The sequence below is a fragment of the Neptunicella sp. genome, assembly GCF_048268085.1.
GTDB lineage: Bacteria > Pseudomonadota > Gammaproteobacteria > Enterobacterales > Alteromonadaceae > Neptunicella.
In genome coordinates, this window is the sequence record NZ_JBLWWF010000003.1 from 35,008 (window position 1) to 60,121 (window position 25,114).

Below are 25,114 nucleotides of genomic sequence, written 5' to 3' on the forward strand. Positions count from 1 at the left end.
TGACCTTGCGCCTTTCAACGGCCCCTCACTTCAAGAATTGTTTAAAAATGTTTGAGAGTCAATTATTTAATCCGGCTATTTGGCAGGAAAGGGATGATAAATCGCGCTGAATAAGCGATACTGAAATCGTTAACTCCTAGCCTTTTTAGCTAAATTTGGTGTTGTTTTAAATTGATCAAACAAGCTGAACTGGCCGCCATAAAGATGAATGGATCCTGTTTACGATTATTCGACTGATGGCCGGGCTGCAAGAGAAATCGACCAGCTTCCCGATATGCGTAACAAACGTTAAGCATTGACTTTGGAAAGGATGAAAATAGTACTATGTTAGAAGATAAGCTGGGGCGACGCTTTCATTATTTGCGCCTGTCCATAACCGATGTATGCAACTTCAGTTGCAACTACTGTCTGCCCGATGGCTATCAGTGTGATAGTTCCCGCGATTTTTTAAATCTGGATGAAATTCGTCATATCACTAGCGCTTTTGCGCAGTTAGGCACAAGTAAAATACGCATTACTGGCGGTGAACCGGCTTTGCGTAAAGATCTTACCGAAATTATCGCTATTTGTGCCCAAACTCCGGGGATTGAACAAGTGGCGATTACCACTAATGGTTTTCGATTAGAACGGGATATAGACGCTTGGTGCAAGGCGGGCTTGACCGCGCTAAATGTTAGTATCGATAGTTTGGATCCGCGCCAGTTTGCTGATATTACCGGGCAAAATAAGCTGACAACGATTTTACAAGGCGTCGAAAAAGCGGTTAAGGCGGGAATTAAAGTTAAAATTAATGCGGTGTTGTTAAAACCCTATAGCACCAATCAATTAGCGCGTTTTCTGGAATGGATTAAGCAACAGCCGGTTACATTGCGTTTTATCGAGCTAATGCAAACCGGTGATAATCAGGATTTTTTCCGCGCTAATCATTTATCTGGAGAACCGATTAAACAGCAGTTATTGCAACAAGGATGGAGTCAAATTATTCGTGATAAGGCTGCCGGTCCTGCGCAGGAATTTATGCATCCGGATTATGTTGGCCGAATTGGTTTAATCATGCCTTATAGCAAAGATTTTTGTGCCAGTTGCAACCGGCTACGAATTTCTTCTACCGGCAAATTACATTTATGTTTGTTTGCTGAGCAAGGATTGGAATTACGTCCGCTTATCCAGTTAGGTGATCAGCAAGCATTACAAAATGAATTGGTTAATTTGTTGGGTAATAAACAGGCTACTCACTGGTTACAAGACGGATATACCGGGGCAACGAAAAATCTAGCCATGCTAGGTGGATGAAGCAACAGTAATCGGATAAGCAAGGTGGGTCTTTAATTGAACATTGCTGGAGTGGTTCTGGCCGGTGGCTTGTCCCGCCGAATGGGACAGGATAAAGCCAATATGGATTGGCATGGTCAAAGTTTATTAGCCCGAGCGCAACAGCTATTGATTGGCTGTGAGGTTGAATCCGTATTGGTCAGCCGCAACCAACCGGGTTTTATTGGTGATATTTATCCTCAATCTGGCCCCTTGGGCGGGATACATGCGGTAATGAGTCAGCACCGCTTTGACGGATATTTGTTTGTGCCGGTGGATATGCCACTATTGACTGAAAACCTGATGATTACGCTACTAAAAACGGGGATGTCGTCACAGAATATCTGTTGTTACCAGGCGAGTTGTTTACCTATTTTTATCCCTTATTCAACGACCGTGGTGAGCTTTATTCAGCAACAGTTGCAAAACGACGGTAAACGTTCCATTACCTATATGCTTGAACAATTTGAGCATCATAAATTGCCCTGTGCTGTTCCGGAAAAATTTAAAAACTTAAATAGTATGGAAGACTGGCATCAGTTGATTTAACTATGCTGATATTAGCTTACTGCCTCACCCCAATTGGTGAGGCCACGGGCTGACTTTTTATGTTAACTGACGGAATTTTCTGATTTTGAATCCAATATCAACTAGAAAAATAAATCCTAATATAAAGATAAAATTTTGCCACCAGTTGTCGGGAAATACCGTTTTAAACAGATTGGTATTGTCTTGAGCTCCCCAGTAAACATCAATGGGGTTGTTTAACTGGAACATGGTGATTAATAGCACAAACGATATGGCGTAAATTAGCCAATCCGCAATGATTTTGCGTCGGGTCCAGTAGGGAGCCATCAATTTACTTAGGCTGAACAAGACCGATAATGCCATCACCACGTTAATCCAGGGTAACAGTGATAAAAGTTGCTCACTAACATGAATTGTCAGGCGCGCAGGCTCGCCATGATCATAGGGGCCAAAGAGTTGGTTAATAAATCCGATAAAGAGTAATTGGAATATTAACTCGACAGCACTCTCAAACAGACTGATTTGCTCGCCTGAATGGGTCACATTAGGTAATTGGCGGGGATGCCAGCCTTTAATGAAAGCTTTGCGGGACATGGTTTCTCCAATTAGATAGAAACTTATCGTGACCCAGGCGAAACCTTGCAGCCCGGCTTCAAACAGATTGCCGACTAATTGAATTGATGCACCAACATAGCTGGGTGCTGTTTGATCAAACAGGTCAAGTAAGGTACCACTAGACTGAACAATAAAAATAATCAGAAACACCCATTTCAATACCTGTAAATAGACCGGAAAAAGTTCTGCGCTGACTAACGTTCTGCCCGGTTGATAGGAAGCGGCAACTGACATTGGATGGCCTCTTTCGAGCAATATTAGCTGGACTTCTTCATCGGTTAGCGAGCGCCCCAATTGTTCCGATTGCTCATCACATTGATCCTGTAGGCTTGAATACAGTTCGTTCCCTATATCTTCTTTGAGTTTATTGGGTAAATAGGTTTTGACTGCGCTGACATAACGTTTTAACCAGTTCATTATTAGTTCTCCATTAATTTAAGCATGGCGTTGTTTAGGTTGTGCCATTCATTGGTCATTTGTTGCAAGGCGTCGAGTCCGTCAGGTGAGGTTTGATAAAAGCGTCGTTTACGGCCTTGTTCCTCGCGCCAATGGCTGTGCAATAAGCCTTGGTCTTCAAGGCGACGCAGCAACGGATAAAGGGTGCCTTCATCAATCTCCAATCCAACAGTGGCCAGTTTTTTACGCAACGAATAGCCGTAATGTTCCTGCTTTAGTGACGATAGCGCGGTTAAAATCAGCACACCGCGGCGCAATTCCATGGTTAATTTGTTTAGTCTTTCAGGATCTATCGGCATGATGAGTCTTATACTGTGTATTGCATAGTATACACTGTATGTTACACAGTAACAGGATGCAAATTATTTTTTAGTTGTTTAAGATAAATACAAGCTTTCCGCGCACTGTGCGGTAGACTTGCTGAGTTAACATAAAATCAGGAATGTTATGGCAATTATTAATTTAGGTTCGATCAATATTGATCATGTCTATCAGGTCGAACATTTTGTAAAACCCGGAGAAACCTTGGCGTCTAGCGCCTATCAACGTGTACTGGGTGGTAAAGGAGCGAATCAGTCTATTGCTTTGGCAAAGGCTGGGGCCAAGGTTAAGCATATTGGCGCATTACATCATTCGGATCAGGATTTTAAACAGCAAATGAATGATTATGCGGTTGATTGTGATGCAATTAAAATGACCGACGAACCATCAGGTCATGCCATTATTCAGGTGGTCCCCAGTGGTGAGAATGCCATTGTGCTATTCGGTGGAGCCAATCAAATTATCAACCAGCAAGATATTCAACAGGTTGTGGATGAGGCTGATAGTAATGACTGGTTTCTGACCCAGAATGAAACCACCTTAGTGCCACAAGCGTTGCAAATGGCCAGGCAAAAGGGACTTTCCGTCGCTTATAACCCAGCTCCGATTACCGATGTCATTCAACAGGTTAAACCTGATTGGGTGGACTTGTTAATTGTTAATCAGACTGAAGCCCAAGCGGTGAGTGGGTGTGATGAACTTGAAGCACAAATACATTTCTTTCAGAACCAATGGCCAAATAGCCAAGTGTTGTTAACCTTGGGGCAGTCAGGAGCCAAATTGATTACCTCAAACCGCATATTAAGTGTGGATGCATACGCGGTAAATGCGATTGATACCACGGCAGCGGGGGATACTTTTATCGGCTATTTTATTGCTGCCTATGGGCAGGGAATGGAAGCGGGACAAGCAATGCAACAGGCTAGTGCCGCTGCTGCGTTAGCGGTACAAAAAGCCGGTGCAGCTCCTTCTATTCCGTTGTTGCTCGATGTACAAAATTTTATTAAGGAGAATTATAAGTGAGTGAAAAAATAATTATTGATACGGATCCGGGCATTGATGATGCGATGGCGATCTTTTTTGCATTCCAGTCACCCAAATTTGACGTGCTGGGCTTAACCACGGTTTTTGGTAATGTGCCAGTGGATATGTCGGCAAACAATGCACTAATTTTATGTGAGCTGGCAGGCAAGACCGATGTTCCAGTCACTTTGGGAATGTCACGTCCCTGGTTCGGGCGTCCTTCGACTTATGCCCATTTTGTGCACGGAAATGATGGGTTTGGTGATATTAATCATCCACCTGCCAAAGGAAAACTGGATCCGCGCAGTTCAGCCCAATTTATTGTGGATATGGTCAACCAATATCCGGGTGAAGTATCTTTGGTGCCCATTGGACCACTGACCAATATTGCCGCGGCTTTGCGACTTGATCCCACCTTACCAAGCAAAGTTAAACAAGTGGTATTGATGGGCGGAACAGCTCGAGCGCCGGGTAATGTGAACCCAGTGGCAGAAGCGAATATCTGGAATGACCCTTATGCAGCACAAATCGTTTTTGCTGCTGAGTGGCCGTTGACCATGATTGGTTTAGATATCACTGATACCTTGCGTTTCAATCAGGATTTTCTGGATGCTTTGGAGCAGGGTAATTCCGTTCTGGGCGGTTTTGTGAATAAAATCTCCCAGTTTTACATGGATTTTTACTCGCAAGGTCAAGCACAGCGAGAATGCCGTTTTCACGATGTAATTACCTTGGCCTACATACTACATCCTGAATGGTTTGAAGTAGAACAATGCAAGGTGATGGTTTCAACTGACGAATTGACTCGTGGTCAGACAGTATGTTGTCCAAAAGGCAAAGGCATCAGTGAACCTTGGACATCAGGGCCATACGCTAATGTCGCTCTGAAAGTCGATGAAGACAAGGTTAATCAGTTATATAAAACCGTATACGCACTTTAACTGATTATTGACAGCTAAGTTCTGCCGAGTTCACAATCTTCCGTTGGTAGGAGTATTTGGCGGAAGATTGAATAGATAATCGACATATTGATTGTTGTAGGTATTAAAAAGGGACTCACATATATGATATGGAGTCCCTTGTTCGTTTCTGAGCTGGTTTTATAACGAATATTGGGTTTTTATCTGTTCCAGTCGTTTTGATGAAGCCGGCTGTTTAAAATCCTGATCAGCAATTTTCCGCTTGGCCAGTTCTGTTTTGCCTGCCTTGAGCAAGGCTTCAATATAGTTTAGCCACACTTCTTCACTGGCTTTACCGGTGTCGGTAGCTTTGGCTAAATTACGAATACCTTGGTCTGTATTGCCTTTAGCTAGTTGTATTTGAGCCAAAGTATCCAGTGCATCGGGATGAGTCGGCAATAACGCAACGGCTTGTTTGGCATATTTTTCTGCGTCATCTAAACGACCTTGTTCGTTGTATAAATAAGCCAAATTATTTAGTGCTAAAAAGTTTCCCGGATTCGCTTTTACCAGTTCTTCATAGGATTGAATCGCCGCCTCTTTATCACTGCTAATTTGCCTTTCTGCCAACATGACTTTAGTGATTTGGTCAGTAGGATGTTTGGCTAAGTGCTGCTTTATAAATTCAGCACTGGCTTGATTATCGCCTAATGCATCCTGACAAAATACCACCAATCTGACATTGTATGAATTAGGTTTGCTTTGATAAGCCGCCAACGCATTAGGCAATGCATCGGCAAAGTTTTTATTATGCATTTGCAACTGGGCTAGAAAGCCACGAACGATAGGTTGTTCCAGTATATTTTTAGGTAACTGATCATAACTTTTTTGGGCATCTGGATAATTGCCTAAGCGCAGTTCGAACAGGGTACGCATTACCATTAACTGAGTGTTAATACCGTAAGTTTCAGCGGTTTTATTGACTAATTCCAAGCCTTCTGCATTTTTATTTTGCGCTTCAAGAATGGATAACTTACCCGATAGTGCCTGTGCATTTTCAGGTTCATTCTGAAGCCATTTGTCATAATGTGCTAATGCTTGGTCAATCTGGGAATTACGTAATAATCCGGTTCCCATTAAGCGATTGTACAATTCTGGTGGATGCTCCATTTCGGGCGTTTCTTTAAGAATCTTAAGCATGTTGTCGACGTCATTCGTCAGCAATAAACTTGCCGCATATATTAAACGTATGCCGAGATTGTCGGGTGTTGCCTCGAATAGTGATTTGAGTTTAGCGACACCTTGTTCCGTTTTATTTTGTTGACGCATCAAAGCAAAATAACGGGAAACGGCTGGCATGTAAGGTGGTTTTTGTTCAATAAAGGTTTCTAATTGTTGTAATGCCTTGTCTTTGTTGCCTTGGGCCGACTCTAATTCGATAAGCAGTAACTGAGTGGATTTGCTATCGGGCTCAATCGCTAATGCTTGCTGATAATTTTGTTTGGCAGCGGCCAGATCGTTTTGCTTCGCGGCAAGCATCCCTTTGAGTAAATAAGGTTTAATATTATCTGGTGCAGTGGCTTGCCAGCGTTCTGCTAATGCTTGGGCTTTGTCTAACTGGTTAGTATTTAAATAAGCAACGGCCAAGCTCGATTGTGCCTCTTCGAGTGACGGATCCATTTTTACTGCTTGTTCTAGTTTTTCTATACCTTCCGGATTGTTGAGCGACAACTGCAACACTCCAAACTTGGTAAGATCATTAGCAGATGTACCCAGTTGTTCGGAACGATCAATAAGTTCTTTGGCCTCTTTTACCCGTCCTTCTTTTAACAGTTCATAACTGGTACTGGTAAACAGCGACAAGTCGTCTTGATTCGGATCGCCTAACTTGCCAATGGTATCTGCTGCTTCGATATTTTTACCCAGTTTGAGCTGACTGGCCGCAAGTACTTTAAGTGCAGGATGTCCTTCGGGCAGCTGTGTGGCGGCAAATTGGAGGTGTTTTTGCGCCGTTTCATAATCTTTCAGAGCATAAGCGCTATAGCCTGCAACAAGTCTAATCGGGGTTGAGGCACCGTCCTGTAGGATGGCTTTTTCTGCGTATTTAAGTGCATTTTGATAATCCTTGTCATTAAAACGTGCTATGGCTTTATAGTGATTCAATACTCCATGTTGCGGATTTAGTTTTAACAATTTATCGATAATAGGTTCAGCCAAGTCCGTTTTGCCTAAATCGACCCAAATTTTCGCCAGAATAAACATCACTTCTGGTTCATCAGGAGTGTAATCTAAATACAGTTGATAGGTTTTTGCCGCTTCTTCGGGCTTTTGCATTTGCAGCAGTAGTAAGGCTTTTTGTTGCAGACCTTGTGGATTACCTGGCGCTTTGGCTAATACTTCATCAATTAATGTCAGCGCACCTTCAAGATTTTTATCAATGGCTTGTTCATAAGCCAGTGCCAATTTTTTATAATGAGAATCCGTGTTGTACAGTTTAATTCGACGTAATAAGCGTTTGGCTTCTTCTTGTTTATCCAGCCTCAATAGTGACTGTAATTTAAAATAAGCGACTTGAACGGCCTCGTCGTCCGTCATGCCCTGTTGCTCTAAATCAATTTTACTTAGTGCCACATCGGCTTTGCTTTTTTCCAAGGCAATGGTCAGTAAGGGAAGAATTTGGGAAGCGCTATAACCTAATTCCATGGCGCGATTTAGTTCTTTTTCGGCACCACCATATTCTTTGGTTTGAAGATAAATCTTACCTAATTTAAAGCGTGCGTTGCTATTATCGGGGGCAATTTGGATGGCGTTTTTAAGTTCAATGATAGCGCCTTTGAAGTCTTGTTTTTCAATCAGTTGATCGGCGCTGGTAATATGTTCTTCCGCGGTCATTTGTGAACAACCCCACATCATTATGACCAACGGAATTAGAAATATTTTCTTCACTTGTTATTCCCTTATGTAACATCGTTTTATACCTTTACCAGAGTATTGAACATTCAGGCCATTGGCAACAGGCTATTTTAAGCGATGACTAATTCTAGCCAGTAAAAATAACTGCTAGCAACTATAAGGCGTTTGGGCAGCATGTATGCTGGTGATCCTGCCCTGCTGGTCAAATTGAATATTAACCAACTGACCTTGTTGGATACTTTTATCAAACAACTGAGCATTCCACATCGCGTTGACCAGTTGTGGAGTGATTTGCACTATCTGATCATCACATGTTTGTAATTCCCAGCCACCATTGGTGTCGAGTAATTTAGCAATCTGGCTGTGATGGCTGGTTAATATATGATGAGTTTGCAGATAACGGGCATAATTGTCGGCATGCAGTACGGTCATCTGTTGTTGTAATCTATCTATATCACTCAGTGTGGGTGAAGTTTCCTGATGTAAGCGGTGGATCTGTATCACTTGATATTGAGTGGGGGCCACATGAATTGGTTCAAGATAAATGGTAACGAACTGATAGAGCAGTAACAGCGCGCTCAAGGCACTTACACCCACCGTCCAGTTTAGTAGATTGAAACGCTGCCAGACGTGCTGCTGATTGTTGCGAGCTTTACTTATCACCACTTCCCGAATTGATCTGGGCGCCTTATGCCGACGCTTACGTAGTTCATAGTGTTGTTGCAATGGCTCGACATCATTATGGTTAGTCATGATATATATCCAATTTGGTTCTCAAGCTTTGCTTGGCGTAACGCAAACGGCTTTTAACCGCTTCAGGTTCGCTATGAGTAATAGTGGCGATTTGCTGAATACCGAACCCTTCTTGTTGTAATACGAAGGCTTCGCGCTGTTCGAAGGGCAAGTCTAGCAGCGCGTGATCGAAAGCCTCTTCCAATATTTCAGAAAATGGTGAAATATCAGTCACAGCAAGATTATTTACCGCTTCATCGCTGTGGTTTTTTTGCTGTCTTATTTCGTCAATCAATAAATGACGTGCTATGGCAAATAGCCATGCTTTAAAATGGCCATTTGCTTGGTACATCTGTTTATTATTGATCACCTTTAACCAGGTTTTTTGGCTAATATCTTTGGCCATTTCGTAACCGGATTGAGTGACCAAAAAGTGAAACAAGTCGTTACCACAGTTATCATATAATTTTGCCAACAACTTTGGATCGTCGCTGGCAATGTACATTTGCATCAGGTCGTCATTATCTATTTCAACACTAAACAGTGACTTGATAGCGATAGTCAGACTCATCTGTACTCCTTCAATGTACCTATAAAGTTAATCTGCGCTTACCCTTTTGTTGCTAATTTTCCAGATTAAAACTTAACATTACCCTTTGATTATACTGTGTTTGTGTCACGCCGTTGGCCATTTGAGGTTTATATTTCCATCTTTGCAGTGCTCGCCTGGCTTCGTTATCAAAGACTCGTTTAGGTTCTGAATCAATTACGGCAACATTTTCAACAGCCCCTGCGGCATTAATGTCAAAAGACAATTTAACCCATCCAGTTATTCCTTTTCTGGCTGCGTCCAGCGGATACTTGGGCTGAACCCGAAAAATTGGTTTTGCTTCTGCATCTTGATGAATAAAGTCGGTTAACGCCACTGTTTTAGCCGTTTCGATATTAAATTTAGTGTTAATAGCGAAATCATTCGGATTCATATCATTAGATGTTTCCTGCAGTGACTGGGTTTTGGGCTGCTCAGTCATTTTGGGCAGTGGTGGTAATATTTTACGGGTCGTTTCCGGGGTATCCTGTTTGGCAAAGACCGGATCAATAATTGTATAAGGTTGGGTTTCGACGGGCATTTCAGCATCAGATTGAATCAGATATTGCATTAACAGGAATAGGGCAAAAGTGATGGTACTTGCCACTAATGTAATCGATAAAGCTTTGCTAACAGGTTGAAGGTTGATACGGTTCATCGGGCTGGTATGCATGCTATTTTCCTTTTTATTGGAGGATTCATAGCTATAACGATTGGGAAAACAAAAAAGGGTTAAATTATTTTGGATTTTTTAGCTGATGGACCGTTTTATTGCCTCACATGTGGCGAAAAGTCACTAACTTGTCTTGATGGTAAGGAGTTTCGCTGTGCACGCTGTGGTTTCGTTTATTTTCATAATGTAGCAACGGCGGTAGCGGCATTGATTGAGGTGGATGATCAACTGTTATTAATTCGTCGTGCCCGGGATCCCGGTAAAGGATTATTGGGTTTGCCTGGTGGATTTGTGGATCCGTATGAAACAGCAGAACAGGCATTGCAACGGGAGATTGAGGAAGAAATAGGTGTGACGGTTGGCCTAAGTGACTTACGTTATTTTGCCAGTTGGCCAAATCAGTACCGCTACCGTGATGTTAATTATCATACTCAGGACTTATATTTCCGAATCAAGCTAACCCAGCGTCCATTGATGCGTTTACAAGCTGAAGAAGTCAGCGAAGTGGTGTGGTGGAGTAAACAGGAATTGGATATTGGACAATTAGCTTTTTGCTCTGCCCGCGATGCGTTAACGCGCTGGGGCGCGGAATAAATTTAACCGTCGATTTGAAATGCGTATAAATTACCGCTGGAGACTTTGGCAGAAAAGCACCTTAAATGAGCCGTTGATAGGCCGGTTTTTCGGTGCTTAATATCAATATTTTTTGGTGTGACTAGGGTTTTAGTTTGTCACAGCGTTATTTGAAAAAGTCATCACTTTGTTGACTTAGCATGGCTTCTATATCTTCAATATCAATTTCCGGGGGACTGGTTTCGGCATCTTTATTGGCGCCAGCCGGAATGGCTTTTTCTTCATTGGCCCATTCGCCTAAATCAATTAATTGGCAACGCTTACTGCAGAAAGGGCGAAACTCACTACTCGGTACCCATTCGACGGGCTTTTGGCATTGTGGACAGTTTACTTGCATAACAAAGACTAATTTTAATCAGAAAATAATGATTGAGATTATAACAGAGCTAGCAACATGCCAGGCAAAAATTAACATCTGTCTCTTGTGATATTTGGCCATTAGGCACAGGATCAAATCGCATAAAGCGAATGGCATAACGATGTTTATTACCACTCAGCACCGGATAATAGCCTTGGTCAGTGGGACATTCGACCCGGATTAACTCATTCTTGCTATCTGCAACACCCTGATAGAAGCCTTTTTCTGCCACGGTATCGGTGAGCCGTCCTCGTTCGCGCAAAAAAGATAAGGTGATATCGATGGCTTGATGAACCAGATGAAATTCCAGCATCCAGCGATCAATATCCTGATGAATGATAGCGCGAGGTTGTTTGAGCCAAAAATGCAAATTAGGTAGATCGAAACTGCATGTCGCACCGGGGATTGAAAAGCGTTGCCGAATCGACATAAGAAATTTATCGTCTTTGAGGTTGCCACCAATTTTACGTGCTGATTTTAACTGATCACGTAAATTCACAATACGCCTAAGGGTCGCTTGAAGCGCATTGTTATCAATCTGTGGATGTTGCGACCAGTGCACCAGATTACGTTCGTGTATTTCAATATCTTTTAAAATATCGGTGCGAATATCGATACGTTCCAACAAATCTAATAAGGTGAAAAAAGATTCAAAAAATCCGGTGAATTGCCAGTCTTCAGTTAACGAGTGACATTGTCCAAGTTGTTTGAACAATAGCTCAAGGCGCAAATAGGTACGTACCTTTTCATTGAGCGGGAACTCATAAACAGCCACAGACATAAATTTAGATAGTTAGTTTGCAATTCGAATCTGTGCACTAGACCGCAAAAGCGCGGGGATTTCAAGCCTTTGCATCCTTTTTTGCTAAAATCAGATATTGCTGATGCAGTTTATTTACCTGTTCCTTTAACTTATCTGGTTTCGCATCATTATGGATAACATCATCGGCATGGGATAATCGTTGTTGGCGTGTCAGTTGAGTGGCCATAATTTGATCCACTTGAGCCAGGCTAACATTATCCCGTTGCGCGGTGCGTTGCTGTTGCAATGATTCGCTGGTATCGACGACTAATACTCGGTTTACCATACCGGTCATGTCATTTTCTAATAATAATGGCACGACTAATATGGCATAACAGGAAGTTGCTTGAGCACAGCGTTCGATCATTCGTTGCCTGATTTGTGGATGAAGCAGGTTATCCAGCCATTGCTTTTCCTCTGTATCCGAAAAAACTAAATTGCGTAACTGTTTGCGATCCAAACTGCCATCATCCAGTAACACCTTTTCGCCATATCGGATGCAAATCGCTTTCAATCCAGGTGTGCCTGGCATCACCACTTCACGGGCAACAATATCGGCATCAATAATGTCAACACCCTGCTCGGCAAACAGGTTGGCGACTGTGGTTTTTCCGCTACCAATGCCGCCGGTTAATCCGACAATAAAACGACTCAAGCTAGCATCCATTGCCAATATTGATCAGCAATCCATTGGCCATGCAAAAGTGTGAGCCAGCCAGCAATGGCCAGGTAGGGGCCGAAAGGAATCGGCTGACTTTGATCTTTGCCCTGCAATTTCAAGTGGATAATGCCGATGATAGCCCCCACAAAAGAAGACAAAATAATTACAATGGGGAGTTGCTGCCAGCCGACAAAGGCGCCAATTGTGGCTAATAATTTAAAATCACCATAGCCCATACCTTCCTTGCCAGTAAGCAGTTTAAATGCCCAATATAAACTCCACAGGCTCATATAACCGATTGCAGCGCCAATGAGGGCATCAGTGCTGTTGATAAACACGCCATTAATACTGGCCAATAAACCTAACCATAATAAAGGTAGACAGATTTGATCGGGTAACAGCATTTTATCAATATCAATGGCGGTTAAGGCGATCATGCACCAGCTAAAGATAAGGGCTAATCCACAGGCGGCAGTAAAACCAAAATGCCAACCCACAGCGATGGAAACTAAACCGGTAATCAATTCCACTATGGGATAGCGAATAGAAATAGGGTTTTGGCATTGCTTACATTTTCCTCGTAGCAATAACCAACTGATAATCGGGATATTTTGTAGTGCGGTGATCTCTGTGTGGCATTTGGGGCAACGAGATCTTGGCGTTACTATGTTATAGGTTTCTTCGTCTTGTTGACTAGGCGGTAAAGATTCTTCAGGGTTGAAATACTGCTGGAATTCTCGTTGCCAGCCCTGTTCGAGCATAATAGGTAGACGATGAATGACGACATTCAGGAAGCTACCGACCAATAGACCCAATACAAACAGAACAGAAAGGAAAAAGGCTGAGTTATCAGCCAGTAATTGAAAAATTGCGGGCATAGAAGAATGATCCATTGTTGTTAAATTAGTTTGGTATTAGATTTATTTTGAAGTATGCACTAATCAGTTGGTAATGAAATTGATTTCCCTTTCACAATCTGCTCGTAGCTCGTAGCTCGTAGCTCGTAGCTCGTAGCTCGTAGCTCGTAGCTCGTAGCTCGTAGCTCGTAGCTCGTATGTTAAATCACATTACCCATTTCAAAAATTGGCAGGTACATAGCCACAATTAATCCACCAATCACTACCCCTAATACTGCCATAATCATGGGCTCCAGCAATGCGGTTAAGCCATCGACCATATCATCTACTTCACGTTCATAAATAGTAGCGACTTTGCTAAGCATATCTTCTACAGAGCCGGATTCTTCACCAATGGCGACCATTTGAGTCACCATATCCGGAAATACTTCGGTGGCACGCATGGCGGTATTCATCTGGGTTCCACCAGAAACTTCCTTACGCATAAATAAAATAGCTTCGCGGAATATCGCGTTACCAGCTGCCCCAGCAGCTGATTCCAAGGCTCCAATTAATGGCACGCCAGCGGCAAAGGTGGTGGCTAAGGTTCGGGTAAAACGGGCTATAGAGGCCTTTTTTAATATTTCACCGATGACCGGTACTTTAAGTAATTTGGCGTCCAGATAGTCGCGCAATTTAGCCGACTTTTTATATTGCCTGGCAAATAGTACACCAGCGGCAAATAAACCAGCTGCGATAAATATCCCATAATCTTGTAAAAAACGAGACATTCCAATGACCATTTGGGTAAATGCGGGTAATTCAGCACCAAAGCTGCTAAAAATTTCTTCAAACTGCGGCACCACAAACAAAAGTAGTATTGTTGTTACAATAAAGGCCACTGTTACTACTGCTATAGGGTAAAACATAGCCTTTTTGATTTTCGATTTAAGTGCTTCAGCTTTCTCTTTATAGGTCGCGATTCGATCATATATGGTTTCCAATGCACCTGACTGTTCGCCAGTTTCAACTAAATCGCAATATAGATCTTCAAAATGTTGAGGATGTTTACGCAGTGCTGATGATAAAGGATTTCCCGCTTTCACTTCATTAGCCACTTCACCCAGCATTTTGCGCATTGATGCTTTAGCGTGACCTTGTGCAATCATTTCAATGGTTTGAATGATTGTGACACCAGCGCTTAACATAGTGGCGATTTGTCTTGATACGACACAAATATCTTGGGCATTAATTTTTTCTGCGCCTTTACCAAATAATGGTTTGGACTGTTTTTTGACTTTGGAGGCTGAAATACCCCGGCGACGCAACATATTACGCGCTTCGCTAAGCGTTCCTGCGGTAATTTCGCCCTTAACGCTTTGTCCCTGACGATTCATGCCTGACCATTCGTAAGTTAGGATATTTTTTGTTGCACTTGCCATAACGAGCCTGCCTGATTAAGTAGGGGACGACAGTAGATAAAATTTACAGAAAAAAAAGCCCAGGCATGCCTGGGCTGATTCTTTATGCTTGAATTAGCACAGACCACCGGCATTTGAACAATCTTCAGTCCAAGTTACTTTACCGTTGTTTAATGTACCAGTTAATACATAAACTTCACCTTCAAGTCCATCTACAGGAGCACCTGAAGCACCAACTGCAGTAGCAGTTAATTTCCCAGTGGCAGCATCCCAAGTCAGGCTAGACAACATACCAGAAGCACCTAAATCATCAGGTACGCCATTGGTATTTTTAGCACAACTAGTAATATCACCTTCAGTCTGGGCGCACACTTCAATTGCTGATTTGTGTCCAGCGGTAGATAATACTACTTCAGAAAAACGGGCTTTTTTGGTATAAGTTTGATACGCAGGTAATGCAATGGCGGCCAAAATACCGATGATTGCTACTACGATCATTAATTCGATTAGGGTAAAACCCTTGCTGTTGTTAAGTTGAGTCATTTTCATGTGTATCTCCTGATGCATTCCCGGAACGCAAAGTGTTTGCTTAAGTTTTCAAAAAATCTGGCGTTTCACAAAAAAGCTGTGTTGGCACATCTTGTTTGGACAATTCCAGTATAGATCCGATCGCCTCGGTAACAAGTATGCGGATGAATACTTAAGTGTTAAAAAGCTGTAACCAACTCCATTTGTGTTAAAAAAATAGTTTATTTAACAGGGGTTTAAATAAATTATCCAGACTAAGTTAGTCCAACCTCAGAGATAAATCAATCGCTTTTATATGCTTGGTTAATGCCCCTGAAGAGATAAAATCGACTCCGGTAGCGGCTAATTCAACTAAGCGATCTTGTTCAATATTACCGGAAACTTCCAATTTAGCGGCACCTTTGGTTAGTGATACGGCTTGCTTAACGTCTTCCAGGCTAAAATTGTCCAGCATAATAATATCGGCACCTGCGTTTAACGCTTGTTGTAATTCGTTTAGGTTTTCCACTTCGACTTCAACGGTTTTAGTACTGTCATTCGAGCGGGCTGTCGACACGGCTGCCTGAATTGAACCGCAGGCGGCAATATGGTTTTCTTTAATTAGGTAGGCGTCATATAAACCCAAACGATGATTCTGACCGCCCCCGCATTTAACCGCATATTTCTGAGCAGTACGTAAACCGGGAAGGGTTTTGCGCGTATCGAGTATTTTAGTATGACTGCCTTTTAATAAGGCTGCATAACGGGCTGTTTCGGTTGCTGTGGCGGATAAGGTCTGCAAAAAATTTAACGCGGTACGTTCCCCACTTAATATTTGGCGACTCGGTCCTTGCAAAGTAAATAATGTGTCTCCAGCGCAGCAATGATCACCATCGTCACAGTGCCAAGTAAGTTTGACCTCATTACCCAATTGGCGGAATACTTCATCTACCCAAGGTTTACCTGCAATGACGCAATCTTCACGAGTAATAACGTTGGCGGTTGACTGCTGGCTTTCGGGGATCAGCAAAGCGGTAATGTCAGCTTGTTCAAAGGATAAATAGCCAAAATCTTCTTGCAAAGCGACTTCGACGGAACGGGTAATATCGCTGTCTAGCATAAATTAGTTTCTCGTTGTTTGAGTTAAGATAAGTGCGCCATTGCGCTGCTGGAAATCGAGTTTTTTAAGGGCGCTCATGCCAAGTAAAATCTCATCTGAAGCAATTGCCGGATTCAAATGTGCTGCAATATCATGCAATTCAATTTCGCCTAAACTCAGCGTATTAATACGAGTACTGGCGACTTGAATGACACCATTGGCAGTATTAACTTGCTGCGGATAACCGGCTTGTAAGCCTAACTTGGAAGCTAAATGGGCCGGGATTGAGACTTGTGTTGCACCGGTATCTAATAAATACGTTACCGGATAGCCATTAATACTGCCAGTGGCCACATAATGTCCTTGCTTATTAGGTTGCAAGGTAACCATCACCTGATTGGACGTGTAAGTTGATGAGGGGTGTTGATTAGGATTAAATTGCTCATCCAGTAGGTCGTCAAACCACAAGCTTAATAGTAACAAAGCGCTCAGCCAGGCCAGTACAAACATACCTTTACCGAATTTATGCGGTTGTGCGTCGGACATCAAAAGCCTTGTTTAATCAATACAGGAAATTCCAATGATACCCAAAAGGGCAGGGGCTTGGCGAGGACGAGTTGTATTTTGTTGGCTGCACCAACGGGCATCCATACTTTTTGGGTGTATATCAATACTAAAATAGGGTTTTTCTTTGCGCGTTTTGCGTGAGTATGGTTTTAGCTTGTTGCTCGAAGCCCGGTACTCGTGGCTTGATTTTATCCTGACTGGTCTGATTGACGAACATCTTGCAGACGCATACTCTTATCACGCGAACAATATGCCCTAAATGGCAATAAGCAGAAGTCTGCATAGGAATATCGAATGATTCTGGTCAGTTTATTATTGGTGTTAGCTCTAGAGCGCGTTACGGTTAAAACTCCATTATGGTGTTTTGAATATTACTTTCAGCGCTATGTTGGTGGAATTACCCAGCGCTCATGGTTAGATGAAAATACGCCAACGTGGAAAGTGATTGGTATCACTGTTATTCCAGCAGTATTACTCCAATTGATTATTGTACTGGTGAATCAAGGGGTTATTGAACTGGTGTTAAGTGCTGCCGTTTTGATGGTATGCATAGGTTGTCCGCAACAACGTGCGGCGTACAAAAACTATTTACAGGCGGCTAATCGCGGTGATACTGAAGCGTGCTATTTGTATGCCGAACAATTGGGGCATGATCCTGAACGAGGAATGAGTGTCGGCCAAACACTGGTTTGGGTTAATTATCGTTTTTATAGTGCGGTCATAATCTGGTTTGCCGTTTTGGGCGCGCCAGGGGCCTTATTGTATGTGGTTAGCCGCAATATGCTGCAATATGCCGAGCAACAGCAATTAGTTGTGGCGAACCCTTTGCACGACTGGGTTAAAATACTGGATTGGGTGCCAGTTAGAATCACCACCTTAGGCTTTGTTTTTATGGGGCATTTTTCTAAGGCATTTCCGGTTTGGGTTGCTTATCTGGTAGAGCCTGAACCCAGTGCGTTGAAAATACTGAGTGATGTGGGTAAAGCCGCAGAAGAAGCCCCGATTGATGAAACGGATCTGACTCAAGAGCCTTGTACGCTAGTACGTTTAGCGAAACGTAATCTGTTATTTATTTTGGTACTGATTTCGGTACTGACATTAGGCGGTTTGATAAGCTGAATGGTTAGACCATTACAGGCTTGTTTTCTAATCGTAAATTTTTAATTTAAATCCATATAAAACAATGCATTAATCTATATTTGTGGAATAGCGATTGTCACCATCATTGGAGATCGGTTACCCTAATAGGTAAATTGGTATTACCATTTGGGAAAAGCTAGTTAGCAATGCAGCGAATAAAAACGCAAAAATTGTCGGATGTGATTATGCAAAAGCTGGAGGAAATGATCCTCAGTGGCAGCATGATTGCGGGCCAAAAACTGCCTTCAGAGCGCGATCTGGCGGCACGTTTTGATGTGTCACGTCCTTCATTGCGTGAGGCTATCCAAAAGCTGGAAGCCAAAGGCCTGTTGCAACGCAAACAAGGTGGTGGCACTTACGTACAAGACATTGCCGATCCCGTTGCTAATCAGCCATTAATGGCTTTGATTAGTGCTAATCCCGAATCACAATATGATTTGCTCGAATTTCGTCATGCCCTTGAAGGGATTGCCGCTTATTATGCTGCGTTGCGAGCCGAGCAAGTTAACTTGGATAAGATAGAAGCGGCTTATCGTCAGGTAGAAAGTAGCTGGCAAGCTGAATTTTTAGTCCAAGCCGAAGCATTAGTGCAGTTTTATGTGGCCATGGCAGAAGGTTCCCATAATGCAGTGCTATTGCATGTCGTGCGCACGATGCAACCAATGTTGTTAGACAACATTGAACGAAATCTCAAAGTATTGGCCGAACACAGTGATTGTGGTGAGAAGTTGCGTACGCAACGGCTCAAAATTTTGCAAGCAATTCGTGACGCTGATCCGGAAGGCGCGAGACAGGCCAGTAATGAGCATTTGGCTTTTATCGAAGAAACCTTGCTGGATATTAACCGCCAGAATTCGCGTATGCAGCGAACATTACGAAGAATCGAATTATAAAACCGCTAATTAGTTTTTTGTTTGGCAATCAATTGATTAGTCACCAATAAGATGAATATGTTGGATCACTGAGAAAGTGCTAAAGATAAGCTATCTTTAAACACTATTTATCCGGCATCGATTTAACCAACAATAGGAAAGCAACATGTCAGAAATGATGCAACCAGACTTGGATCAACAAGAAACGCAAGAATGGTTAGATGCACTCGAAGCCGTTTTGGAAGCAGAAGGTCCAGAACGTGCCCATTTCCTGCTTGAAAGCCTGATTGAAAAAGGCCGCCGTAGCGGTGCTCATTTACCTTATACCGCGACTACCGCGTATATCAATACTATTCCAGTGTCTCAAGAACCCACAATGCCTGGCGACAGAACCATGGAAGCGCGAATTCGTGCTGCTATTCGTTGGAATGCACTGATGATTGTATTGCGTGCGTCCAAGAAAAATCTGGAATTGGGTGGTCACATCGGTAGTTTTGCTTCATCAGCGATGTTGTACGATGTGGGTTTCAACCATTTTTTCAAAGGTCCAGATGCTGCCGGTGGTGGTGACTTCATCTTCTCCCAAGGTCATATCTCACCGGGTATTTATGCCCGCTCATTTGTCGAAGGGGCGTTAACTGAAGAGCAGTTAGATAACTTCCGCCAAGAATGTGATGGCAATGGTTTATCCTCTTATCCTCATCCGCATTTGATGAATGATTATTGGCAGTTCCCCACTGTGTCGATGGGCTTAGGTCCGTTACAAGCGATCTATACCGCACGCTTTTTAAAATATCTGACAGATCGTGGTATTAAGGATTGTTCTGGCCAACGTGTTTATTGCTATATGGGTGACGGTGAATGTGATGAGCCAGAATCATTGGGTGCCATTGGTTTAGCATCTCGTGAAGGATTGGATAACTTAACCTTTGTGATTAACTGTAACTTGCAACGTTTGGATGGTCCGGTTCGTGGTAACGGCAAAATCATTCAAGAGTTGGAAGGTACCTTCCGTGGCGCAGGCTGGGAAGTATTGAAAGTTATTTGGGGCAGCTATTGGGATCCTCTTTTAGCGCGTGACAAATCCGGCAAATTAATGCAGTTAATGGCTGAAACAGTGGATGGTGAATACCAGAACTGTAAAGCCAAAGGCGGTAAATATACTCGTGAAAACTTCTTCAACAAGTATCCGGAAACCGCTGCTTTGGTGGCGAACATGTCTGATGAAGATATTTTCCGTTTAAACCGTGGTGGTCATGATCCGGTTAAAGTATTTGCGGCTTATCAAAAAGCCATCGATACCAAAGGCCGTCCAAGCGTTATTTTGGCTAAAACGGTTAAAGGTTTTGGTTTAGGTGCTTCTGGTGAAGCATTGAATATTGCCCATAACGTTAAAAAAATGGATGTGGAATCGATCAAAAATTTCCGTGATCGTTTTAATATTCCTGTCGCTGATGCGGATATTGCCGATCTACCGTACTTTAAGTTTGCCGAAGATAGCGCTGAGTACAAGTACATGAAAGAGCGCAGAGAAGCCTTGGGTGGCACCTTGCCCGCGCGTCGTGTTCAGGCTGAAGAGCAATTGGAAACTCCGGAATTATCTGCCTTTGATTCGATTCTTAAAGGTTCCGGTGATCGTGAAGTTTCCTCTACCATGACATTCGTACGTGTACTGACGGCCTTATTGAAAGATAAGAAAATCGGCAAGCGTATCGTGCCTATCATTCCCGATGAAGCCCGTACTTTTGGTATGGAAGGTTTGTTCCGTCAGGTTGGTATTTATGCCAGTGAGGGGCAGAAATATGTGCCTCAGGATTCTGATCAAGTGGCTTATTATCGTGAAGATAAAAAAGGTCAGGTATTACAGGAAGGTATTAACGAATTAGGGGCGATGGCTTCATGGGTTGCCTCCGGTACTTCTTATTCCACCTGTAATGCAACCACTATCCCTTTCTATATTTACTACTCCATGTTTGGTTTCCAGCGTGTGGGAGATTTGGCGTGGGCAGCTGGTGATAGTCAGGCTCGCGGTTTCTTGTTAGGTGCCACGGCTGGGCGTACCACACTAAATGGTGAAGGTTTACAGCATCAGGATGGTCATTCTCATGTGCAAGCCAACCTGATTCCGAATTGCGTTACTTATGATCCGACTTATGGTTATGAAGTGGCGGTGATTATTCAGGATGGTTTACGTCGTATGTACGGTGAGAACGAGAATGTTTTCTACTACCTGACATTGATGAATGAAAACTATCAACACCCGGCTATACCAGAAGATCCTGCAATTGCTGAGCAAATCATTAAAGGGATTTACAAGTTAGAGCGGGTTGAAAGCAAAAAGGCTAAATCAAACGTTCAGTTGTTGGGTTCTGGGACTATTTTGAATGAAGTGCGTAAAGCCGCGCAGATTTTAAGTACCGATTATAATGTTTCTTCAGATGTGTATTCAGTGACTTCTTTCAATGAGTTGGCTCGTGAAGGTCAGGATGTGACTCGCTGGAATATGTTGAATCCGGAAGCCGAGCAAAAGCAAGCTTATATCGGCACCATCATTACTAAAGATGCGGGCCCTGCGATTGCTGCAACAGATTATGTCAAAGCATATTCAGATCAGATCCGTGCCTTTATCGATACCGAGTATCGTTGTTTAGGTACCGATGGTTTTGGTCGTTCAGATAGCCGCGAAAATTTGCGCACACACTTTGAAGTTAACGCTGGTTATGTGGTGGTCGCTGCATTATATGAATTAGCCAATAAAGGCGAAGTCGATAAAAAAGTAGTGACAGAAGCGATTAAAAAATTCGGTATTAAAACCGACAAAATCAATCCTCTGTACGCATAATTAGTGACTAGATAAGGATCCCAATATGTCTGATATTCAAAAAATTCTAGTCCCTGATGTGGGCGGTGAAGAAGTTGAAATTATTGAAATTTGTGTTGCTGTCGGTGATTCGTTGGAAGCGGATGAAGGTATTGTTACCGTTGAAACGGACAAGGCGTCTATGGACATTCCCGCTCCTTTTGCCGGTGAATTAGTCAGCTTATCGGTAAGCGTCGGTGATAAAATTAAAGAAGGCGATGTCATCGGTGAAATTAAAGCTGCGGGTGCTGCTGAACAAACCGAAAGCGAAACGCCTGAAGCAGAAAAGTCTGAACCGCAAGCGCAGGATAGCGCCGAGGTCGAAGATACTCCTGCTACTGAAGACCAAGCAGAACAAGAAACAAGTGAAACACACAGCAGTGGTGAAGCTCAGGTTATTGAAGTCACCGTACCGGATATTGGTGGTGATACTGATGTTGATGTGATTGAAGTATTAGTCGCGGCCGGTGATGTGATCGAACAGGAAACCGGTCTGGTCACTCTAGAAACTGATAAAGCCACCATGGATGTGCCGTCGCCCAAAGCGGGTACGGTTAAAGAAGTTAAATTGAGCGTGGGTGATAAAGTTTCTCAAGGTTCATTGGTTATCTTGTTAGAAGTACAAGGTCAGGCGGCTTCGACAGAAAAAGCGCCTGCGGCAAAAGAATCAGCGCCGGCTAAACAAGATAAATCAGACGCTCAAAAGCCAACCGAAACAGCGTCTACGGAAACTAAAGCGCCACCCGCGCCACCGCTATCTAGTCAAGAAACCGTTAATAATGGCTTGGTACATTGTTCACCGTCGGTACGTCGTATCGCTCGTGAATTTGGTGTGGATTTAACTCAAGTTAAAGGCTCTGGCCGTAAAAACCGTATTTTACGTGAAGATGTGCAAGAGTATGTTAAAGCAGAATTGGCGAAGCCCAAATCGGCAGGTGGTGTGGCGGGCGATAATGTACTGCAAATCGTGCCGGTTAAACCGGTTGATCACAGTAAATTTGGCGAAGTTGAGATTCAGCCACTGAGCCGTATTCAGAAAATATCTGGGCCGTTTTTACATCGTAACTGGGCGACAATCCCCCATGTTACCCAGTTTGATGAAGCTGACATCACAGATATTGAATCATTTCGTAAAGAACAAAATGATTATCACGCCAAGATTAAATCTGGTCTGAAAATCACGCCGTTGGTGTTTGTGATGAAAGCGGTGGCGAAGGCCTTAGAAAAATTCCCCACCTTTAATTCATCTTTGTCTGACGATGGCGAAAGCTTGGTACTGAAGAAGTTTATTAATATTGGTATCGCGGTGGAAACACCGGGCGGATTGGTCGTACCGGTTATCCGTGATGTGAACAAAAAAGGTATTGAACAACTTTCTCAAGAGCTGATCGAGACCTCTAAAAAAGCCCGTGATGGCAAATTGAAAGCTGCTGATATGCAAGGTGGCACCTTTACTATTTCCAGTTTGGGTGGCATTGGTGGCACTGCGTTTACGCCAATCGTTAATGCACCGGAAGTGGCGATATTAGGTGTATCAAAATCAGAGATGAAGCCAAAGTGGAATGGCAAAGAGTTTGAGCCTCGTTTGATGGTTCCGTTGAGCTTATCTTATGACCACCGAGTGATCGATGGTGCAGTAGGCGCACGTTTCTCTACTGAAGTCGCGGCAAACTTAACTGATTTAAGAAGGTTGGTACTTTAATCAAGAAATCGGTAGCATACGCCAGTTACCGATTTTAACGAATGTATACAGAATTTAATCGCAGCATGTTTAACATAGAGCATGCTGTCACAAATAGGACAATTTGAGGTTACTCATGAGCGAAATTAAAACCCAGCTAGTCGTATTAGGCGCAGGACCTGGTGGTTATTCAGCTGCCTTCCGTGCAGCCGATTTAGGAATTGAAACAGTTATTGTCGATGCCCGCGATACCTTAGGTGGTGTGTGTTTGAATGTCGGCTGTATCCCGTCAAAAGCCTTATTGCATGTGGCTAAAGTGATTGATGATGCCAAAGATATGGCCGCTCATGGCGTATCTTTTGGTGAGCCAAAAATTGATCTGGACAAAATCCGTGGTTGGAAAGACAGCGTAGTAAGCCAATTAACCAAAGGCTTATCGGGTATGTCGAAAATGCGTAAAGTTAACCATGTACAAGGCTATGGCAAGTTTACTGGTAGCAATACACTGGAGGTTGAAGGTAAAGACGGTAAAACTACCATCACTTTCGACAATGCCATTATTGCTGCCGGTTCTGAGCCAGTATCATTGCCATTTATTCCTAAAGATGATGATCGTGTTATTGATTCTACCGGTGCCTTGGAAATGGCTGATGTACCGGAAAAAATGCTGGTGTTAGGTGGTGGTATTATCGGTCTGGAAATGGGCACGGTATACCGTGCTTTAGGTAGCCAAATCGATGTGGTTGAATTCCTTGATCAACTAGTTCCGGCGGCTGATAAAGATATCATTAAAATTTATCAGAAGTACGTTAAAGACAAATTTAACGTCATGCTGGAAACCAAAGTGACTGCTGTTGAAGCTAAAAAAGACGGCTTATATGTCAGTTTTGAAGGTAAACAGGCTCCATCTGAAGCGGTGCGTTACGATAAAGTACTTGTCGCTGTTGGCCGTCGTCCCAATGGGGCTTTACTGGATGCTGATAAAGCCGGTGTTAAGGTTGATGACCGCGGCTTTATTAATGTAGACAAGCAAATGAAAACCAATGTTGAGCATATCTTCGCTATTGGTGATTTGGTTGGTCAGCCCATGTTAGCTCATAAAGCAGTACATGAAGGTCATGTTGCCGCTGAAGTGATTGCCGGTAAGAAGCATTACTTCGATCCTAAGTGTATTCCATCTGTCGCGTATACCGATCCGGAAATTGCATGGGTGGGCTTAACAGAGAAAGAAGCCAAAGAGCAGGGTGTCAACTTTGAATCGGCTAACTTCCCCTGGGCTGCGTCAGGCCGTGCTATCGCTTCTGGTCGTACTGAAGGAATGACCAAAATGATCTTTGATAAAGATACTGGTCGGGTTATCGGTGGTGCGATGGTTGGTATCAATGCCGGTGAAATGCTGGGTGAAATTGGTTTGGCCATCGAAATGGGCGCCGATGCAGAAGATGTGGGGCTAACTATTCACGCTCACCCAACCTTGAATGAATCTATCGGTTTAGCGGCTGAAATCTTTGAAGGTAGCATTACAGACTTGCCTAATCCAAAGGCCAAGAAAAAGTAATTTAGCGCCACGCGTTATAATACTAAAAAGGACCGCAAGGTCCTTTTTTATTGTTCAAA

At 43.1% G+C, this 25,114-nt stretch carries 24 protein-coding genes and 1 riboswitch; of the genes, 10 read left to right on the forward strand and 14 right to left on the reverse strand.

All coding sequences use genetic code 11. The features are described from left to right. Positions 1–121: 121 nt before the first annotated feature. Positions 122–328: riboswitch (molybdenum cofactor riboswitch) on the forward strand. After that, the gene (gene moaA / locus ACTD55_RS02900; protein ID WP_438862802.1) at positions 325–1,293 is read left to right on the forward strand and encodes a GTP 3',8-cyclase MoaA; all 969 of its coding nucleotides are present in this window, start codon (positions 325–327) and stop codon (positions 1,291–1,293) included. Its footprint overlaps the riboswitch before it by 4 nt. Positions 1,294–1,329: 36 nt before the next feature. Continuing rightward, positions 1,330–1,860, forward strand: a complete 531-nt coding sequence (mobA, locus tag ACTD55_RS02905; RefSeq protein ID WP_438862803.1) for a molybdenum cofactor guanylyltransferase — start codon at positions 1,330–1,332, stop codon at positions 1,858–1,860. Positions 1,861–1,917: 57 nt separating this feature from the next. Here the strand turns inward: mobA and ACTD55_RS02910 are convergent, their stop codons facing one another. Together ACTD55_RS02910 and ACTD55_RS02915 are read right to left on the reverse strand one after the other, a co-directional pair. Then, entirely contained in the window at positions 1,918–2,871 is a 954-nt protein-coding gene (locus ACTD55_RS02910) for a hypothetical protein (protein WP_438862804.1), read from the reverse strand. A 2-nt stretch (positions 2,872–2,873) separates the two neighbouring features. Beyond that, positions 2,874–3,209, reverse strand: a complete 336-nt coding sequence (locus tag ACTD55_RS02915; RefSeq protein ID WP_438862805.1) for a PadR family transcriptional regulator — start codon at positions 3,207–3,209, stop codon at positions 2,874–2,876. Between the two features lie 148 nt (positions 3,210–3,357). On the opposite strand from ACTD55_RS02915, the gene ACTD55_RS02920 reads away from it, so the two are divergent. Both ACTD55_RS02920 and ACTD55_RS02925 read left to right on the forward strand, forming a co-directional pair. After that, positions 3,358–4,254 (forward strand): ribokinase, encoded by an 897-nt coding sequence (locus tag ACTD55_RS02920; RefSeq protein WP_438862806.1) that lies wholly within the window; start codon positions 3,358–3,360, stop codon positions 4,252–4,254. Then, positions 4,251–5,195, forward strand: coding sequence for a nucleoside hydrolase (locus tag ACTD55_RS02925; protein WP_438862807.1), 945 nt, complete (start codon positions 4,251–4,253; stop codon positions 5,193–5,195). Before ACTD55_RS02920 ends, ACTD55_RS02925 begins: the two co-directional genes overlap by 4 nt. A 159-nt stretch (positions 5,196–5,354) precedes the next feature. On the opposite strand, the gene prsT is transcribed toward ACTD55_RS02925, so the two are convergent. The 4 genes from prsT to ACTD55_RS02945 form a co-directional block, all read right to left on the reverse strand. Beyond that, positions 5,355–8,099 carry an XrtA/PEP-CTERM system TPR-repeat protein PrsT gene (gene prsT, locus ACTD55_RS02930; protein ID WP_438862808.1) on the reverse strand — a complete coding sequence of 915 codons (2,745 nt, stop codon included), beginning with the start codon at positions 8,097–8,099 and terminating at the stop codon, positions 5,355–5,357. A 114-nt stretch (positions 8,100–8,213) separates the two neighbouring features. Beyond that, positions 8,214–8,819 carry a hypothetical protein gene (locus tag ACTD55_RS02935; protein ID WP_438862809.1) on the reverse strand — a complete coding sequence of 202 codons (606 nt, stop codon included), beginning with the start codon at positions 8,817–8,819 and terminating at the stop codon, positions 8,214–8,216. Continuing rightward, a complete protein-coding gene (locus ACTD55_RS02940; protein WP_438862810.1) occupies positions 8,812–9,369 on the reverse strand; it encodes a sigma-70 family RNA polymerase sigma factor in 558 nt (185 codons plus the stop codon). Before ACTD55_RS02940 ends, ACTD55_RS02935 begins: the two co-directional genes overlap by 8 nt. Before the next feature lie 52 nt (positions 9,370–9,421). Next, a complete protein-coding gene (locus ACTD55_RS02945; RefSeq protein WP_438862811.1) occupies positions 9,422–10,060 on the reverse strand; it encodes a TonB family protein in 639 nt (212 codons plus the stop codon). Positions 10,061–10,129: 69 nt separating this feature from the next. On the opposite strand from ACTD55_RS02945, the gene ACTD55_RS02950 reads away from it, so the two are divergent. Continuing rightward, entirely contained in the window at positions 10,130–10,654 is a 525-nt protein-coding gene (locus ACTD55_RS02950; protein ID WP_438862812.1) for an NUDIX domain-containing protein, read from the forward strand. A gap of 145 nt (positions 10,655–10,799) precedes the next feature. Here ACTD55_RS02950 and yacG read toward each other — a convergent pair whose 3' ends face one another. From yacG to ACTD55_RS02990, 8 genes are all read right to left on the reverse strand, one after another. Beyond that, positions 10,800–11,030: a DNA gyrase inhibitor YacG gene (gene yacG, locus ACTD55_RS02955; protein WP_438862813.1), complete on the reverse strand. Its 231-nt coding sequence runs from the start codon at positions 11,028–11,030 to the stop codon at positions 10,800–10,802. 49 nt (positions 11,031–11,079) lie between these two features. Beyond that, positions 11,080–11,832 (reverse strand): cell division protein ZapD, encoded by a 753-nt coding sequence (gene zapD, locus ACTD55_RS02960; protein ID WP_438862814.1) that lies wholly within the window; start codon positions 11,830–11,832, stop codon positions 11,080–11,082. A gap of 61 nt (positions 11,833–11,893) precedes the next feature. Then, on the reverse strand, positions 11,894–12,508 hold the full coding sequence (gene coaE / locus ACTD55_RS02965; protein WP_438862815.1) for a dephospho-CoA kinase: 615 nt from the start codon (positions 12,506–12,508) through the stop codon (positions 11,894–11,896). Then, a complete protein-coding gene (locus tag ACTD55_RS02970; protein WP_438862816.1) occupies positions 12,505–13,392 on the reverse strand; it encodes a prepilin peptidase in 888 nt (295 codons plus the stop codon). The genes coaE and ACTD55_RS02970 overlap by 4 nt, the downstream gene beginning before the upstream one ends. A 179-nt stretch (positions 13,393–13,571) precedes the next feature. After that, positions 13,572–14,792 (reverse strand): type II secretion system F family protein, encoded by a 1,221-nt coding sequence (locus ACTD55_RS02975; RefSeq protein WP_438862817.1) that lies wholly within the window; start codon positions 14,790–14,792, stop codon positions 13,572–13,574. A 93-nt stretch (positions 14,793–14,885) separates the two neighbouring features. Continuing rightward, the gene (locus tag ACTD55_RS02980; RefSeq protein ID WP_438862818.1) at positions 14,886–15,320 is read right to left on the reverse strand and encodes a pilin; all 435 of its coding nucleotides are present in this window, start codon (positions 15,318–15,320) and stop codon (positions 14,886–14,888) included. A gap of 238 nt (positions 15,321–15,558) precedes the next feature. Continuing rightward, complete coding sequence (gene nadC / locus ACTD55_RS02985) at positions 15,559–16,398, reverse strand: carboxylating nicotinate-nucleotide diphosphorylase (RefSeq protein WP_438862819.1); 840 nt, start codon at positions 16,396–16,398, stop codon at positions 15,559–15,561. Between the two features lie 3 nt (positions 16,399–16,401). Further along, on the reverse strand, positions 16,402–16,923 hold the full coding sequence (locus ACTD55_RS02990; RefSeq protein ID WP_438862820.1) for a retropepsin-like aspartic protease family protein: 522 nt from the start codon (positions 16,921–16,923) through the stop codon (positions 16,402–16,404). A 315-nt stretch (positions 16,924–17,238) separates the two neighbouring features. Between ACTD55_RS02990 and ampE the strand changes: the two genes are divergently transcribed. The 5 genes from ampE (at position 17,239) to lpdA (ending at position 25,055) form a co-directional block, all read left to right on the forward strand. Beyond that, positions 17,239–18,063: a beta-lactamase regulator AmpE gene (gene ampE / locus ACTD55_RS02995; protein WP_438862821.1), complete on the forward strand. Its 825-nt coding sequence runs from the start codon at positions 17,239–17,241 to the stop codon at positions 18,061–18,063. Positions 18,064–18,230: 167 nt separating this feature from the next. Beyond that, the gene (locus ACTD55_RS03000; RefSeq protein WP_438862822.1) at positions 18,231–18,977 is read left to right on the forward strand and encodes a GntR family transcriptional regulator; all 747 of its coding nucleotides are present in this window, start codon (positions 18,231–18,233) and stop codon (positions 18,975–18,977) included. 145 nt (positions 18,978–19,122) lie between these two features. Continuing rightward, positions 19,123–21,798, forward strand: coding sequence for a pyruvate dehydrogenase (acetyl-transferring), homodimeric type (gene aceE / locus ACTD55_RS03005; protein WP_438862823.1), 2,676 nt, complete (start codon positions 19,123–19,125; stop codon positions 21,796–21,798). Positions 21,799–21,823: 25 nt separating this feature from the next. Beyond that, the gene (gene aceF / locus ACTD55_RS03010) at positions 21,824–23,518 is read left to right on the forward strand and encodes a dihydrolipoyllysine-residue acetyltransferase (RefSeq protein ID WP_438862824.1); all 1,695 of its coding nucleotides are present in this window, start codon (positions 21,824–21,826) and stop codon (positions 23,516–23,518) included. 115 nt (positions 23,519–23,633) lie between these two features. Beyond that, the gene (gene lpdA, locus ACTD55_RS03015; protein WP_438862825.1) at positions 23,634–25,055 is read left to right on the forward strand and encodes a dihydrolipoyl dehydrogenase; all 1,422 of its coding nucleotides are present in this window, start codon (positions 23,634–23,636) and stop codon (positions 25,053–25,055) included. Positions 25,056–25,114: the final 59 nt, after the last annotated feature.